Genomic DNA, 15650 nt, shown 5'->3' with positions numbered 1-15650 from the left:
GTTCTTCCCGGCGCCGGCGGATGGCGCCTTGGTCACGAGCCCCGCAGCGGCGGGGCTCGCTTCGTTTACAGATAGAACATCTTCTCGCCGGTTACCGGTTCCGGTTCTTCGATCCGTCCGTCGTAGAAGTCGAAAACAGCCTTGAGAATCGCATCGGGATCGTCGATCACCTGAAACAGGTCAAGGTCGCTCTCGCTGATCAGGCCCATCGGCAACATCATTGTCTTGACCCAATCGAGCAGGCCTTTCCAGAACTCGCTGCCGACGAGGACGATCGGCACGGCGCGCGATTTCTGCGTCTGGATCAGCGTCAGCACTTCGGACAGTTCGTCCAGCGTGCCGAAGCCGCCCGGCAGGATGATGAATGCGTCGGAGTTCTTCACGAAAGTGACCTTGCGCGTGAAGAAATGCCGGAAGCGCAGCGAGATGTCCTGGTACTGATTGCCTTTCTGTTCGTGCGGCAGTTCGATGTTCAGGCCGACGGTCGGCGAGGCGCCGCCATGGGCGCCCTTGTTGGCCGCTTCCATGATGCCCGGGCCGCCGCCCGAGATGACGGCGAAGCCGGCATCGGAAAACTTCCGCGCGATCGTCATCGTCAATTTGTAGAACGGCGATTTCGGCTTGATGCGGGCACTTCCATAGATGCTGACGGCCGGCCGGATTTCCGAGAGGTACTCGGTTGCCTCGATGAACTCTGCCATAATCGTGAACATTTGCCACGATGCGCGCGCCTTTTTGGCAGTGGCGCGCTCATGGTCTGCGAGCATGCGCAGACTCGGTATCACTTTTCTTCTCTTGGTCATATGTCGGAATCGGAACAGCTCGGTCTGGATGGTAAGACGCTCTTATTGGTCGATGGTTCGAGTTATCTCTATCGAGCCTATCACGCCTTGCCGGATTTGCGTGGTCCCAATGGGGAGCCGACCGGCGCCTTGCATGGCATCGTCAACATGTTGCGCCGCATGCGCAAGGACGTACATGCAGAGTACAGCGCTTGTGTTTTCGACGCAAAGGGTAAGACATTTCGCGACGACTGGTACCCGGAGTACAAGGCCAATCGCCCGCCGATGCCCGATGACCTGCGCCTGCAGATCGAGCCCATTCACGAGGCGGTGCGCGCCATGGGATGGCCGCTGTTGATGATTGATGGCGTGGAGGCCGACGACGTCATCGGCACGCTCGCCAGGCGCGCTGCCGCGAAGGGCATGCGCGTTGTCGTGTCGACCGGCGACAAGGACCTCGCGCAACTCGTTGACGAGCGCGTCACGCTTGTCAATACGATGACGATGGAGACGCTCGACGTCCCGGGCGTCGAAGCGAAATTCGGCGTGCCGCCCACGCGCATCGTCGACTATCTCACGCTCGTCGGCGACACGGTCGATAATGTGCCGGGCGTTGCGAAGTGCGGCCCGAAGACTGCCGTCAAATGGCTCACGCAATATGGCGATCTCGATAACCTGATCGCGAACGCGGCGCAAGTGACGGGCGCCGTCGGCGAGAACCTGCGCCAGACGCTCGATTGGCTGCCGATGGGCCGCAAGCTGGTGACGGTGGCCACCGACTGCGACCTGACGCCGCAAGTGGAGTCGATCGAGGCGTCGCTCGTGGCGCGGCCCGAGAACACTGAGGTCTTGCGCGACTTCTTCCAGCGCCACGGATTCAAGACCTTGCTGCGCGAGGCCGAAGCCGCCGTGGTGGCAACGGCCGGATCGGAAGCGCCGGCGGCGCCCGCCGCCGATACCATCGAACGTACCTATGAAGCCGTGCTGACGTGGGCGCAGTTCGACGATTGGATGAAGACCATCGAAGCGGCCGGGTTGACGTCGTTCGATACCGAGACGACCTCGCTCGACGCAATGCAGGCGAAGATCGTCGGCCTGTCGTTGTCGGTCGAGCCGGGACGCGCCGCATATATTCCCGTCGGCCATCGCGCCCCCGGCGAGCAGGCGCAACTGCCGCGCGACGAAGTGCTGGCGCGCCTCAAGCCATGGCTTGAGAGCGCGCAGCACAAGAAGGTCGGGCAGAATCTGAAGTACGATTCGCACGTGCTCGAAAACTACGGCATTCGTCTGAATGGCGTGGCGCACGACACCTTGCTCGAATCGTACGTATTGGAATCCCACCGTACGCACGACATGGACAGTCTGGCTTCGCGTCATTTGGGCGTGAAGACGATCACGTACGAGGAAGTCTGCGGCAAGGGTGTCAATCAGATCGGCTTCGACGAAGTGGCGATCGATCGTGCGACCGAGTACGCCGCCGAGGATGCGGACATTACCTTGCGCCTGCATCTGGCGCTGTATCCCGGCATTGAGCGTGAGCCGACATTGCAATATGTCTACGGCAACATCGAAATGCCGACGGCGCGCGTGCTGCAAACGATCGAGCGTAACGGCGTACTGATCGACGCCGCGCTGCTGAACAAGCAGAGCGACGAAATCGGTCAGCGTCTGGTGGCATTGGAAACGGAAGCGTATTCGCTCGCGGGCCAGAAATTCAATCTGAATTCGCCCAAGCAGATCGGCGACATCTTCTTCACGCAATTGCAGTTGCCTGTCGTCAAGAAGACAGCCAGCGGCGCGCCGTCGACTGACGAGGAAGTGCTGCAAAAGCTGGCCGAAGACTATCCGTTGCCGAAGGTGCTGCTCGACTATCGCGGCCTCGCGAAGCTGAAGTCGACGTACACCGACAAGCTGCCGAAGATGGTCAATCCCGACACGGGCCGTGTGCATACCAACTACGCACAGGCCGTGGCGATCACCGGCCGCCTGGCGTCCAACGATCCCAATCTGCAGAATATTCCGGTGCGCACGGCTGAGGGCCGGCGCATCCGCGAGGCGTTCATCGCGCCGCCCGGCAGCCATCTCGTGTCCGCGGACTACTCGCAGATCGAGTTGCGCATCATGGCGCACATTTCCGGCGACGCAAGCCTGCTGCGCGCGTTCGCCAACGGCGAGGACATCCACCGTGCCACGGCGGCCGAGATCTTCGGCATGACGCCGCTCGAAGTCTCGTCCGAACAGCGCCGCTATGCGAAGGTCATCAACTTCGGCCTGATCTACGGCATGAGCGCGTTCGGTCTTGCGGCCAATCTCGGCATCGAGCGCGATGCGGCCAAGCAGTACATCGACCGTTATTTCATGCGCTACCCCGGCGTCGCCAAATATATGGAGGACACGCGCAAGAGTGCGAAGGCGAAGGGGTACGTCGAAACCGTCTTCGGCCGCCGCCTGTGGCTGCCCGACATCAACGGCGGGAACGGACCGCGCCGCCAGGCCGCGGAGCGCGCAGCGATCAACGCGCCGATGCAGGGCACCGCGGCGGATCTCATCAAGCTGTCCATGATCGCCGTGCAGCAATGGCTCGACGAGAAGGGCATGGCCACCCGACAGATCATGCAGGTACACGATGAACTCGTGCTCGAGGTGCCTGACGCCGAACTCGCGCAAGTGAAGAAGCGGCTGCCGGAACTGATGTGCGGCGTGGCCGGGCTGAAGGTGCCGCTCGTCGCCGAAGTGGGCGTTGGCCCGAACTGGGAACAGGCCCACTAGTCTTGCGCGGGCGGCGCCGGCGGGACGGGCGGCAAAACCGTCCGAACGCGCGTTTTTCTCCACCCGGGATAGCGAACATTTGTTGTGCGACATACCGCGCGAACGCACTCTGCGGTAAGGTATCGACGTATGCGACGGGCGCAAATGCCGACCGTCCGGACGGTTTTCCATGCTTGGGAGTTAACGTGAGTTTGCATCGCATCGTGGTGGTCGGCGGCGGCGCCGGCGGTTTGGAATTGGCAACCAAGCTGGGCGAGAAGTTCGGGCGCGGCAAGACTGCGCGCGTCACGCTTGTCGACCGTTACCCCACGCACATCTGGAAGCCGCTTCTGCATGAAGTGGCGGCGGGCAGCATGGACCCGTCGACGCATCAGCTCGAGTACGCCGCGCAGGCGCACTGGCATGGTTTCGAATTCGTGCAGGGCGAACTGATCGCACTCGATCGTGTGACCCGGACGCTCACCCTCGCTGCCGTGCCTGCTGCGCCGGATGAGGGCGGCGGCGACCTGTTGCCGCAGCGCAGCCTGCCGTATGACACCTTGGTGCTCGCCATCGGCAGCACCACCCATTTCTTCGGCGTGCCCGGCGCGCAGGAGAACACGATTGCGCTCGACACCGTCGAACAGGCCGAGCGTTTCCGGCGGCGGCTCCTTGCCGCGTGCATGCGTGCCGAGAGTGCCAGCGCGTCGGGCGGGCCGGATAGCGCGAAACATCAAGTCCACCTTGCCATCGTCGGCGCGGGCGCCACGGGCGTCGAACTGTCGGCGGAACTGCGCAATACGGCCCAGGTGCTCGGCGCCTACGGCTTGCACAGTCTCGACCCGAAGAAGGACATTCGCATCACGATCATCGAGGCTGGGCCGCGCATCTTGCCGGCGTTGCCCGAGCGCGTGTCGACGGCGACGTCCGAGCTGCTTGCCAAGCTCGACGTGGAAATCTCGGCGGGCGATCCGGTCAGCGAAGTCCGCTCCAATGAAGTCCTGACACGCAGCGGCCGGGTGATTCCTGCGGACGTTACCGTGTGGGCTGCCGGAATCAAGGCGCCGGCCGTGCTGGGGACCCTGGACGGCCTGGCGGTCAATCGCCTTAACCAGATTCAGGTGGGTCCGACGTTGCAGAGTGAAACCGACCCCAACATTTTTGCGTTCGGCGACTGCGCGAGTTGTGCCTGGCCGGAGCGCAAGAGCTTCGTCCCGCCGCGCGCGCAAGCGGCGCATCAGCAGGCGAGTTTCCTGGTCAAGGCCATCGCCGCGCGTCTGAAGGACCAGCCGCTGCCGGTCTTTGCCTATCGCGACTTCGGCTCGCTCGTATCGTTGGGCGTATTCAGCGCCGTGGGCAACCTGATGGGCGGCCTGATCGGCGGCAGCATGTTCATCGAGGGTCTGTTTGCTCGCATCATGTACACGTCGTTGTACCGTATGCACGTGACCGCGCTGCATGGGGTCTGGCGCATGCTGCTCGACACCCTGGCGCACCGGCTGCGGCGCTCAACGGTGCCTCGCGTGAAATTGCACTGATCTTATGGGAGAGGGTCATGCCATTCATGGATATCGATAGCCTGGTGCCTGAAGTCGCGCCGAAGAACCGCCGGACCTTTCTGAAAACCGCCTTGGGGTCTGCGTTCGCCGCAGCCGTGCTGCCGGTGTCCGCCGAGACCATCGCGACTGACACCCAGGGCATTGACGCCGGCGAGACCTTGCTTGATGCCAATGGTGCCAAACTGCCGGTCTACCACGCCAAACCGGCCGGCAAGACCCATTTGCCGACCATCCTCGTGGTGCACGAGGTCTTTGGCGTCCATCAGCATATTGCTGACGTTTGCCGCCGTTTCGCCAAGCTCGGTTACTTCGCGCTTGCGCCCGACCTGTTTGCTCGCGCGGGCGATCCGCAGTCTTACGGCACCATTGCCGAAATCCAGCGCAACGTCGTTGCGAAGACGCCGGATGCCCAGGCCCTGTCCGATCTCGACGTGACGGCTGGGTGGGCGGCCGCCAACGGTGGCGATCCGAATCGCCTGGGGATCACGGGCTTCTGTTGGGGCGGCCGTATCGCATGGCTGTATGACGCCCACAATCCGCACTTGAAGGCGGCGGTGGCGTGGTATGGGCGGATCATCGGCGATCCGTCGCCGAACTCCCCGCAAAATCCGATCGACATTGCCGGCAAGCTCAACGGCCCGTTGCTTGGGCTATACGGCGGCAAGGACACCGGCATCCCGGTCGCCACTGTCGAGCAGGCCAGGGCGGCGCTGGCCAAGGGCACGGCGGCGTCCAGGGCATCGGAACTGGTGGTCTATCCGGATGCGGGCCATGCCTTCTTCGCCGACTATCGCCCAAGTTATGTCGAGGCGGATGCCAGGGATGGATGGCAGGGCCTGCAAGCCTGGTTCAAACAACATGGCGTCATTTGACCGAGACTGACCCTTTGACGTGCACGGCGGGCGGCGTTTGCACGCACTGGCCCGGGAGTTTTCAGTATGCGACCCGGTGGTGTGTGCGTCGATGCCGTTTGCTTGCGCGGACAAAAGCTGGTTAAATCGCCGGCTTGTCCGCGGGAGAATTACCATCGACGCCGTCCTCGTTTTCATCGTGTTGGCTTCATTGGCTTCAGGCGTTTTGAGCCTGGCCGGCGCCGCCACGTTTTCGTTCGCCTTGCTGTCTCGTCTGATTGACAAGATGGTCAGTTTCTCGGCCGGCGTGCTGCTGGGCACGGCGCTGCTGCATCTGCTGCCAGAGAGCCTCGAGACGCACGTCGATCCCCACATCATCACGCGCTGGCTGCTGGGCGGTCTGCTGGGCTTCTTCCTGCTCGAGAAGCTGGCGTTGCTGCGCCATAGCCACCACCATGAGGGCGATGGACATCATCACGAGCATGGCCATGACGCGCATGAGGCGGGCAAGGGCGGCTGGATGATTCTGGTGGGCAGTGCGATACACAACTTTGCGGACGGCGTGGTGATCGCGGCCGCATTCCTGACGGACGTACGCCTGGGTGTTGCGGCGACGGTTTCGATCACGGTCCACGAGGTGGCGCACAAGCTCGGCGACTTCATGGTCTTGCTCAATGCCGGATTCGCGAGAAAGAAGGCGCTCGTCTTCACGCTGGCGTCGAGTTCGACGGCGTTGCTCGGCGGCATTCTCGGCTATTTCATGTTGGATCAGCTGCAGGATGTGATTCCGTACCTGCTCGCATTGGCGGCGAGCAGCTTCATCTACATTGCCGTATCGGACTTGATGCCGCAGATGCAGCGGCGCACGTCACTGAAGGACGCCTTGCCACAGATCATGTTGATTGCGGTGGGATTGGCGTTGGTGGTGTGGCTGAACGCCCATGATCACGATCACGACCACGAGCATGAACATGAGAAGGCGTCCGGCCCCGCACTGGCGCAAGCCGCCGGTCCCGGGGCGCATGACGCCGGCGATGGAGCTGGTTTTGCGAAGCAAAAGTAGCTCCGTTGGCGGCCCCGGAGGTGTGAGCGGGCGACCACCGAACCCTGCCCGACGGTGTTCACGCTGAACGCCCGGAATTCAACCCACTGAACTCAGGGCTGAGCCCCGGTCGCCACAGGCCGGCGCGGATCGGCGCACCACTCGCTCCATGACCCGGGATAAAGGCTTGCGCCATGTAACCCGGCGACTTCCATTGCAAGTAGATTGTGGCAGGCCGTCACGCCCGAGCCGCACTGCGAGATCACCCGTTCCGGGTGCTGCGTGCCCAGCAACTGCGAAAACTCGGCACGCAGCGTCGCAGCCGGCTTGAAGCGGCCGTCCGGCCCGAGATTGTCCTTGAAGAACCGATTCGCGGCGCCGGGAATGTGGCCGCCGACCGGGTCGAGGGTTTCGTTTTCACCGCGATAGCGGTCGGGCGCGCGCGCGTCGATCACCAGACGCTCGTGCGTTGAAAGATTGCGCTCCAGTGCTGCCGCGTCGGCCGTTGTCGCCAGCGGCTCACCCGGTGTGAACGTGCCTTGCGGTGGATCTTCGGGCACGGCGGCGTCGAGCGGCAAGCCGGCAGCTTGCCAGGCGGGCAGTCCGCCGTCGAGTACCGCGACCGCTTCATGGCCCAGCCAGCGCAACAGCCACCACAGGCGCGCCGCGTATACCCCGCCCTGCGCGTCGTAAGCCACCACCTGCTGGCCGTTCGATACCCCGTACGCGGCCAGAAGCCGCACCAGTTCGTCGCGGTCCGGCAGCGGATGACGGCCGTTCTTGCCCGTCGTGGGGCCCGACAAATCGCGATCCAGGTTGAGATAAAAGGCGCCGAAGATATGTCCGTCCACGTATGCGGCTTCGCCGGCTGCCGGCGCTGCCAGATCGAAGCGGCAGTCGAAGATGACGACCGGGGCGCCGCCACCGGCGGCGGTCTGCATCAGCGCATCGAGATTTTGCGGGCTGATGAGCGTGGTGAAGTGCGTATGAACCATGACGTCTCCGCGAGCATTGCAGGCAATTACCGAGGTGCGACAGCCGGGCGGCGCAGCGCGGCCATGCCGCTGGCGACGATCAATGCCATGCCGAACCAGCCGGCCAGGGCGGGCCAATCGTCCCAGACCACCATGCTAAACAGTGTAGCGAAGATTACGCCGGAATATTGCAGATTCGCGGCGACCAGCGTGTCGCCAAGGCTGAATGCCCGGGTGAGCGCCGTTTGGGCGATGACTGCAAAAAGTCCGATTCCCAGAAGCAGCGTCACGCCGCGTGGCGTATGGGTGTGCATGCCGCTGATCGCCACCCAGATCAGCCCGAGAATCACGCCCCCGACTGAAAAATAGAACACGATGCGCCAGTCAGGCTCACCGCTTGCGCCCAACGCCTTGACCTGCATATACGCGATCGCCGAGAACACGCCCGAGACGACCCCCGCCGCGCCGCCGCCCCAGGCTTGACTGTCGACCGTCGGTTGCAGCAGCAGCGCCACACCGAGAAAGCCGGCGAAGATCGCGGCCGTGAGCCGCATGTCCGTGCGGAGCTTGCCGCGCATCGCCGCCGTTGCCATCACCAGCAGCGAAATCCAGATCGGCGACATGTAATTGAGCGTCATTGCCGTGGATAGCGGCAACTGCGTCAGCGAGTAGAACCAGAGCCCCAGCGAAATGACGCCAGCGGCGCTGCGTTTGATATGAGAGCCAATATGGCGAGTGCGTAGTGTGCCGCCGCGAACCCGGGCGACGACGAGCAACACGATCATGCCGATCAGACTGCGATAGAGGACGATTTCGCCGGTGTTGTAATCGTGCGCCGCGAGTTTGATGCAGACCCCCATCAGCGAAAACATGAAGGCGGCGACCAACATCCAGAGCGATTGCATGGCGATTAGCTTGTAAAGAGGGGGCAAGCGGGGCGCTTGAGCGGCTTGCCGATCTTGTTCATATCGTAAGCACAGCGATGATTCTAACGAAAACGGCGGACACTGGGTCCGCCGTTTCGGCAAAAATGCAAGTCATCATCCGGAAGTGTTGCGTTGGTCGCACCCTCCCTCGCGGACAACGCGGCAAAGTTCAGAAATCGCCCATCTGGCGGCGCAAGAACTCATGGAAGTGCTGCATGCCGTCTTCCATCGGGCTCTGGTATGGCCCGACTTCCGATACGCCGCGCTCGTAGAGGGCGCGGCGCCCGGCGTCCATGCGTTCGGCGATCTCGTCGTCTTCGCGTGCCGTTTCCATATAGGCGGCGCGCTCCGCCTCGATGAACTCACGCTCGAACAGCGTGATTTCCTCGGGGTAGTAGAACTCGACGACATTCGTCGTTTTTTGCGGGCCGCGCGGAATCAGCCACGATACGACGAGGACGTGCGGATACCACTCGATCATCAGGTGCGGGTAGTACACCATCCAGATCGCGCCGAACTCGGGCGGTACGCCCTCGCGGTACTTCAGCAACATGTCGTGCCACTGGCGATAGATCGGGCTGCCGGGATGCGCAAGACCACGATGCACCCCAACCGTCTGCACGCTGTACCAGTCGCCGAACTCCCAGCTCAGGTCTTCGCACGAGACGAAGCTGCCGAGGCCCGGGTGGAACGGGACGACATGATAGTCCTCGAGGTAGACCTCGATGAACGTTTTCCAGTTGTAGTTGCAGTCATGCACCTCGACATGGTCGAACATGTAGTCCGAAAAGTTGAGGTGATGCTTCACGCCGAGCCTGGCCAGGTCAGCTTGCACGTCCCGGCCCGCGGCCTCGAACAGCAGCCCGTTCCAGCGTTGCAGCGGGAACTTGCCGAGGTTCAGGCAAGGTTTCTCCGGAAAATGCGGCGCGCCGAGCAGTTCGCCCTTCGTGTCGTACGTCCAGCGGTGCAGCGGGCACACAATGTTGCGTGCGTTTCCGCGACCGTTGAGCATGACGGCCTGGCGATGCCGGCACACGTTCGAGAGCAGTTCGATACCGTTCTCGTTGCGGACCAGCATGCGGCCTTCCTGCTCCGCCGGCAGGGCGAAATAATCGCCCGAATCCGGCACCATCAGTTCATGACCCACGTAACGCGGGCCATGTTTGAAAAGCGTGTCGAGTTCGCGTTGCAACAGCGACTCGTCGAAATACGTATATACCGGCAACTGGCTCGCGGCCGGCTTTAGCTGCAAAGCGCTGCTTAGATTGGACATTCCCACTCCCGTCGAGCCTGAAAGCAGTGAACAACCCAACCATCGAAAAATCGATTTAGGGGAACCGATGATTATACCCGGGACTCGCTATTCGGGGCTGCCCAGTCCATGATTTGCGTTAAATATCGTGTGAAAAGCGGCGCGCCTTGATGTGCGCATACTACGGTGTACGCGCCTTTTGCCGTAAAATGGAACATTCGATCCGAATTTTGCATCTATGGCCAAGACCGCGAAGCCGCAGGACGTAGCGCCTGAGGCGACTGACCTGCCTGAAAACTACGAAGCCGCCCTGGCCGAGCTCGAGCAGCTGGTCGGCCGCATGGAAGCCGGCGAGCTGGGGCTGGAGGCGTCGCTAGGCGCGTACCGGCGGGGCGCCGCGCTCGTCAAATATTGCCAGGGCCTGCTCGAGAAGGTGGAGCAGCAAGTCAAGGTGCTCGAAGGCGAAACCCTGCGTCCGCTCGAGCCGGCGCGCGACGAATGATCGCGGCGGAGGCTTCGTGACGGCAACGATGGAGCAGGAATTCAAGGCCTGGATGCTGGCTGTTCAGACGCGTACCGAACAGGCGCTCGACGCCGCGCTGCCGCCCGTGGCGGGCGGCCCGGCCCGGCTGCACGAGGCCATGCGCTATGCGGTGCTTGGCGGCGGCAAACGGGTGCGTCCGCTGTTGTGCTTCGCCGCGGGCGAAGTGACACAGGCGTCCGGCGAGGCGCTCGACCGTGCCGCCTGCGCGATTGAAATGATTCACGCGTATTCGCTTGTGCACGACGACCTGCCGTGCATGGACGACGACACGCTGCGCCGCGGCAAGCCCACGGTGCACGTGCAGTTCGACGAAGCCACGGCGCTGCTGGCCGGCGATGCCTTGCAGACGCAGGCGTTTGTCCTGTTGGCCGAAGGCGTCGCGACATTGTCCGCGCCGCAATCGCTCGCGCTGGTGCGGGAGCTGGCACTTGCGTCCGGATCGCTCGGCATGGCCGGCGGCCAGGCGATCGATCTGGCGAGCGTCGGCCGGAAGCTGGCGCAAGATGCCCTCGAAACCATGCATCGCATGAAGACCGGCGCGCTGCTGCGCGCGTCGCTGCGCATGGGCGCCCTGTGCGGGCGGGGCCTGGCGGACGACGAGGCGGCGGCGCTCGACTCCTACGCGGGTGCCGTCGGCCTGGCGTTCCAGGTCGTGGACGACATTCTCGACGTCACGGCCGACTCGGCCACGCTGGGCAAGACAGCAGGCAAGGACGCGGCGCACGACAAGGCGACCTACGTCACGTTGCTCGGCCTTGACCGCGCGCGGGCCCTTGCCGAGCAACTGCGTGCAGATGCTCATGCGGCAACGGCGGCGCTTGGCGCGTCGGCGGGCCGTCTGCGGGCCCTGGCCGACTTCGTGGTCGAACGGATTTACTAGGGCGCAGCGGCCGGAAAACCGGCTTCTGAGACCGCCTACAATGGAACGACGATGTACGAATTGCTAAACACCATCGATGACCCGGCCGCGTTGCGCAAACTCGACCGACGCCAGCTCACGCCGTTGGCCGAAGAGCTGCGCGCGTTCGTGCTTGAGAGCGTGTCGCGCACCGGCGGTCACCTGTCGTCCAACCTCGGAACGGTCGAGTTGACGATCGCGTTGCATTACGTCTTCAATACGCCCGAAGACCGCATTGTCTGGGACGTCGGCCATCAAAGCTACCCCCACAAGATTCTGACCGGCCGCCGGGAAGGCATGAAAACCCTGCGGCAGGCGGGCGGCATTTCCGGCTTCCCGCGCCGCAGCGAGTCGCCGTATGACACGTTCGGCACGGCACATTCGAGCACGTCGATATCGGCGGCGCTCGGCATGGCGCTTGCCGCCAGGACCAAGGGCGAGCACCGTTTCGGCATCGCCGTGATCGGCGACGGCGCAATGACCGCCGGCATGGCCTTCGAGGCGATGAACAATGCGGGGGTCTACGACGACCTGCCGTTGCTGGTCATCCTCAACGACAACGACATGTCGATCTCGCCGCCGGTCGGTGCTCTCAACCGCTATCTGGCGCGCCTGATGTCCGGCAAGTTCTACGCCGCGGCGAAGAAGGGCGTCGAGCGCATGCTGTCCGTTGCCCCGCCGATGCTGGAATTGGCGCGCAAGCTTGAAGAACACGCCAAGGGCATGATCGTGCCGGCCACGATGTTCGAGGAGTTCGGATTCAACTACATCGGTCCGATTGACGGGCACGATCTCGATTCGTTGATTCCGACACTGCAGAACATCAAGGAGCTGAAGGGCCCGCAGTTCCTGCATGTGGTGACGCGCAAGGGCTACGGATACAAGCTGGCGGAAGCCGACCCGGTGCTGTATCACGGCCCGGGCAAGTTCGACCCGGCCGAAGGCATCAAGCCCAGCACGAGCAGCAAGAAGACCTACACGCAGGTCTTCGGCGACTGGCTGTGCGACATGGCCGCGCAGGATACGCGCGTGGTCGGCATCACACCGGCGATGCGCGAGGGCTCGGGCATGGTCGAGTTCGAAAGGCGCTTTCCCGGCCGCTATTACGACGTCGGCATCGCCGAGCAGCACGCCGTGACGTTTGCCGGCGGCATGGCGACGGAAGGCATGCGGCCGGTCGTGGCCATCTACTCGACATTCCTGCAGCGCGGCTACGACCAACTGATCCACGACATCGCCTTGCAGAACCTGCCGGTGTTGTTCGCGCTCGATCGGGCGGGGCTGGTCGGCGCGGATGGCGCGACCCACGCGGGCGCCTATGATCTGGCATACCTGCGCTGCATCCCCAACATGGTTGTCATGGCGCCGTCCGACGAAAACGAATGCCGCCAGATGCTGTATACCGGCATTCAGATCGACGGACCGTCCGCCGTGCGCTATCCGCGCGGCGCGGGCGTTGGCGCGGCGATCGAGGCCGAGATGAGCGCCTTGCCGGTCGGCAAAGGGGTGGTGCGGCGCGACGGCGCGGCCGAGGCCGGGAAGCGGGTGGCGATTCTCGCGTTTGGCAGCATGGTGGCGCCTGCGATGGCCGCAGCCGCCCGTCTGGATGCGACGGTGGCCGACATGCGTTTCGTCAAGCCGCTGGACGACGCACTCGTCGCCGATATGGCGCAGACGCATGATTTCCTCGTAACGGTTGAGGAGGGGTGCGTCATGGGCGGCGCGGGTTCGGCTGTGGTGGAATCCCTCCTCGCCAGTGGGGTTAATCGACCCATACTACAATTGGGGCTGCCCGACAGATTTGTCGATCATGGCGATCCCGCCCAGTTGCTGGCGTCGTGCGGTCTTGACGCAGCGGGGATTACCCAAGCGATTTGCGCGCGATTCGACCTCAAGCCGCTTGAAAAATCGGAAAACGTCACCAAATTAGTGGCTTGAAGCGCCGGATTTGCGCCCTGCGCCGGAAACGTCCGGCGCTTTTGCCGGTCCGCGTCTCGTGCTTTGTGCGTACGCATTGCCCCCAGCCGGCTGGCCGGCACAGAAGGATATATTGATGAATCAGATGAACCCCGCTTTCGTTATGCCGGACGTGCAAAGCAGCGTCGACACCCGGCAGATCCCGATCCAGCGTGTCGGCGTGCGCGCCGTGCGCTTCCCGCTGGTCCTCAAGACCCCGGCGGGTCAGCCCCAGGCGACTGTCGGCGTGTTCAACATGGACGTGCACCTGCCGGCTGACCAGAAGGGCACGCACATGTCGCGCTTCGTGGCCTTGCTCGAAGAGAACAGGGCGCCGCTGGACGTGGCCGGTTTCCGTCACATGCTCGCGGTCATGCTCGAGAAGCTCGAAGCCGAAGCCGGCCGCATCGAAGTCACATTCCCGTACTTCATCACCAAGACGGCGCCGGTATCGGGCGTGCAAAGCCTGATGGACTATGAGGTCACGCTCGTCGGTGACGTGCGCGACGGACAGGCGCGCGTGTGGCTCAAGGTGCTGGTGCCGGTCACAAGCCTGTGCCCGTGCTCGAAGAAGATCTCGGAATACGGCGCGCACAACCAGCGCTCGCATGTCACGATCAACGCCGAGCTTGCCGGCGAGATCGGTGTCGAAGAAATCGTACGCATGGCCGAGGAAGAGGCGTCGTGCGAACTGTGGGGCCTGCTCAAGCGTCCGGACGAAAAGTTCGTGACCGAACGCGCTTACGACAATCCGAAGTTCGTGGAAGATCTGGTGCGAGACGTCGCGCAACGCCTGAACCAGGAGCCGCGCATCGTTGCCTACGTCCTCGAGGCCGAGAACTTCGAGTCGATCCACAATCACAGCGCCTACGCCGTGATCGAGCGCGACAAGCGCCTCGACGCCTGACGTTTGCCGTGATAGTGTCGGCCGGCGCCTGAGGCCGGATAAGGCCGGGCCACAAAAAAGCCGCTCTTCGGAGCGGCTTTTTGCATGTGGCTCACATTCCGCGAGCGATTTCGGACAAATCCCAGCGAGGGCGCACTGTATAGGCATAGGACGTATCGGCTTCGTCGGGCCAGTGCGTCAAGCGCATGGCGCCGGCGAAAGCGATCATTGCGCCGTTGTCGGTGCAAAAGGCAAGGTCCGGATAATGCACGCGATAGCCACGGCGCTTTGCGGCCAGGTTCAGCCCCTCGCGCAATTGTGTGTTCGCGCCGACGCCACCAGCGACCACGAGTGTTTTGAGGCTGGTTTGTTTGAGTGCGGCCATCGATTTGCTGACGAGTACGTCGACGATCGCGTCAACGAAGCCGCGGGCCAGATCGGCCTTTTCCTGCTCGCAGACGTTCGTGCCGAGGGATTTCACCTGCGTGAGCACGGCGGTCTTGAGTCCGCTGAAGCTGAAATCGAGGTTGCCCGAGTGTTTCATCGGACGGGGCAGGTCGAAGCGGCCCGGCGTGCCAAAGTCGGCCAGCCGGGAGACGGCGGGTCCGCCTGGGTAGCCGATGCCGAGCAGCTTGGCGGTCTTGTCGAACGCTTCACCGGCGGCGTCGTCGAGTGTTTCTCCGAGCATGCGGTACTGGCCGAACCCGCGTACTTCCATGAGCTGGGTATGGCCGCCGGACACGAGCAGGGCGACGAACGGGAATTCGGGCGCGTCGGGCGCCAGCAGGGGCGAGAGCAGGTGTCCCTCGAGGTGATGCACCCCGACGACTGGCTTGTCGAGCGCGAACCCCAGGGCATTGGCGACGCTCGCGCCGACCAGTAGCGCGCCCGCGAGGCCTGGGCCTTGCGTGTAGGCGATCGCATCGACGGCCGACAGCGGCTTGCCCGCGTCAGCCAGGACCTGTTCGGCGAGCGGCAGGGCGCGGCGGATATGGTCACGTGACGCCAGCTCAGGCACCACGCCGCCGTATTCCTGATGCATCGCAATTTGCGAATGGAGCGCGTGCGCGAGCAGGCCCGCGTCCGTGTCGTACAGGGCGAGACCGGTTTCGTCGCAGGAGCTTTCGATGCCTAGGACCAGCATGGCGTGAGATTCTATGGAGTGAGACGGAGAGCGCAGCAGGGTTTGCGCAATCGGCCAGTATACCAGCGCGCGGAGGCCGCTGCCGCAC

Annotated in this window: 13 protein-coding genes; 8 read left to right on the top strand and 5 right to left on the bottom strand. The window is 63.5% G+C overall.

Translation table 11 applies throughout. The features are described from left to right. Window positions 1-65: 65 nt before the first annotated feature. Window positions 66-803, bottom strand: coding sequence for an LOG family protein (locus tag PTE30175_RS19640; RefSeq protein WP_150698760.1), 738 nt, complete (start codon window positions 801-803; stop codon window positions 66-68). Here PTE30175_RS19640 and polA point away from each other — a divergent pair, their 5' ends adjacent. From polA to PTE30175_RS19620, 4 genes are all read left to right on the top strand, one after another. Beyond that, window positions 804-3551, top strand: coding sequence for a DNA polymerase I (gene polA, locus PTE30175_RS19635; protein ID WP_150698759.1), 2748 nt, complete (start codon window positions 804-806; stop codon window positions 3549-3551). A 191-nt stretch (window positions 3552-3742) separates the two neighbouring features. Continuing rightward, on the top strand, window positions 3743-5068 hold the full coding sequence (locus PTE30175_RS19630; RefSeq protein ID WP_150698828.1) for an NAD(P)/FAD-dependent oxidoreductase: 1326 nt from the start codon (window positions 3743-3745) through the stop codon (window positions 5066-5068). A gap of 17 nt (window positions 5069-5085) precedes the next feature. Continuing rightward, entirely contained in the window at window positions 5086-5961 is an 876-nt protein-coding gene (locus PTE30175_RS19625) for a dienelactone hydrolase family protein (protein WP_150698758.1), read from the top strand. A gap of 91 nt (window positions 5962-6052) precedes the next feature. Further along, complete coding sequence (locus PTE30175_RS19620; RefSeq protein ID WP_150698757.1) at window positions 6053-7003, top strand: ZIP family metal transporter; 951 nt, start codon at window positions 6053-6055, stop codon at window positions 7001-7003. Between the two features lie 92 nt (window positions 7004-7095). Here PTE30175_RS19620 and PTE30175_RS19615 read toward each other — a convergent pair whose 3' ends face one another. The 3 genes from PTE30175_RS19615 to PTE30175_RS19605 form a co-directional block, all read right to left on the bottom strand. Further along, window positions 7096-7977, bottom strand: coding sequence for a sulfurtransferase (locus PTE30175_RS19615; protein WP_150698756.1), 882 nt, complete (start codon window positions 7975-7977; stop codon window positions 7096-7098). A 26-nt stretch (window positions 7978-8003) separates the two neighbouring features. Beyond that, complete coding sequence (locus tag PTE30175_RS19610) at window positions 8004-8861, bottom strand: DMT family transporter (protein WP_150698755.1); 858 nt, start codon at window positions 8859-8861, stop codon at window positions 8004-8006. A gap of 190 nt (window positions 8862-9051) precedes the next feature. After that, window positions 9052-10155, bottom strand: coding sequence for an aromatic ring-hydroxylating oxygenase subunit alpha (locus tag PTE30175_RS19605; protein ID WP_150698754.1), 1104 nt, complete (start codon window positions 10153-10155; stop codon window positions 9052-9054). A gap of 217 nt (window positions 10156-10372) precedes the next feature. Between PTE30175_RS19605 and PTE30175_RS19600 the strand changes: the two genes are divergently transcribed. The 4 genes from PTE30175_RS19600 (at window position 10373) to folE2 (ending at window position 14439) form a co-directional block, all read left to right on the top strand. Continuing rightward, a complete protein-coding gene (locus PTE30175_RS19600) occupies window positions 10373-10636 on the top strand; it encodes an exodeoxyribonuclease VII small subunit (protein WP_150698753.1) in 264 nt (87 codons plus the stop codon). A 28-nt stretch (window positions 10637-10664) separates the two neighbouring features. After that, the gene (locus tag PTE30175_RS19595) at window positions 10665-11558 is read left to right on the top strand and encodes a polyprenyl synthetase family protein (RefSeq protein WP_191629148.1); all 894 of its coding nucleotides are present in this window, start codon (window positions 10665-10667) and stop codon (window positions 11556-11558) included. A gap of 51 nt (window positions 11559-11609) precedes the next feature. Beyond that, entirely contained in the window at window positions 11610-13514 is a 1905-nt protein-coding gene (gene dxs / locus PTE30175_RS19590; RefSeq protein WP_150698752.1) for a 1-deoxy-D-xylulose-5-phosphate synthase, read from the top strand. 115 nt (window positions 13515-13629) lie between these two features. Next, window positions 13630-14439 (top strand): GTP cyclohydrolase FolE2, encoded by an 810-nt coding sequence (gene folE2 / locus PTE30175_RS19585; protein ID WP_150698751.1) that lies wholly within the window; start codon window positions 13630-13632, stop codon window positions 14437-14439. Window positions 14440-14530: 91 nt separating this feature from the next. Here the strand turns inward: folE2 and tsaD are convergent, their stop codons facing one another. Next, window positions 14531-15562, bottom strand: coding sequence for a tRNA (adenosine(37)-N6)-threonylcarbamoyltransferase complex transferase subunit TsaD (gene tsaD / locus PTE30175_RS19580; protein WP_150698750.1), 1032 nt, complete (start codon window positions 15560-15562; stop codon window positions 14531-14533). Between the last annotated feature and the right edge of the window lie 88 nt (window positions 15563-15650).

It is taken from the genome of Pandoraea terrae (assembly GCF_902459695.1).
Lineage (GTDB): Bacteria > Pseudomonadota > Gammaproteobacteria > Burkholderiales > Burkholderiaceae > Pandoraea > Pandoraea terrae.
This window is presented reverse-complemented; position numbering and strand designations above follow the sequence as displayed.

What these genes read in the sequence shown, in the direction of transcription:
- PTE30175_RS19640 (WP_150698760.1), bottom strand. Translation starts at nt 803, where the DNA reads ATGACCAAGAGAAGAAAAGTGATACCGAGTCTGCGCATGCTCGCAGAC.
- polA (WP_150698759.1), top strand. Translation starts at nt 804, where the DNA reads ATGTCGGAATCGGAACAGCTCGGTCTGGATGGTAAGACGCTCTTATTG.
- PTE30175_RS19625 (WP_150698758.1), top strand. Translation starts at nt 5,086, where the DNA reads ATGCCATTCATGGATATCGATAGCCTGGTGCCTGAAGTCGCGCCGAAG.
- PTE30175_RS19620 (WP_150698757.1), top strand. Translation starts at nt 6,053, where the DNA reads ATGCCGTTTGCTTGCGCGGACAAAAGCTGGTTAAATCGCCGGCTTGTC.
- PTE30175_RS19615 (WP_150698756.1), bottom strand. Translation starts at nt 7,977, where the DNA reads ATGGTTCATACGCACTTCACCACGCTCATCAGCCCGCAAAATCTCGAT.
- PTE30175_RS19610 (WP_150698755.1), bottom strand. Translation starts at nt 8,861, where the DNA reads ATGCAATCGCTCTGGATGTTGGTCGCCGCCTTCATGTTTTCGCTGATG.
- PTE30175_RS19605 (WP_150698754.1), bottom strand. Translation starts at nt 10,155, where the DNA reads ATGTCCAATCTAAGCAGCGCTTTGCAGCTAAAGCCGGCCGCGAGCCAG.
- PTE30175_RS19600 (WP_150698753.1), top strand. Translation starts at nt 10,373, where the DNA reads ATGGCCAAGACCGCGAAGCCGCAGGACGTAGCGCCTGAGGCGACTGAC.
- PTE30175_RS19595 (WP_191629148.1), top strand. Translation starts at nt 10,665, where the DNA reads ATGGAGCAGGAATTCAAGGCCTGGATGCTGGCTGTTCAGACGCGTACC.
- dxs (WP_150698752.1), top strand. Translation starts at nt 11,610, where the DNA reads ATGTACGAATTGCTAAACACCATCGATGACCCGGCCGCGTTGCGCAAA.
- folE2 (WP_150698751.1), top strand. Translation starts at nt 13,630, where the DNA reads ATGAATCAGATGAACCCCGCTTTCGTTATGCCGGACGTGCAAAGCAGC.
- tsaD (WP_150698750.1), bottom strand. Translation starts at nt 15,562, where the DNA reads ATGCTGGTCCTAGGCATCGAAAGCTCCTGCGACGAAACCGGTCTCGCC.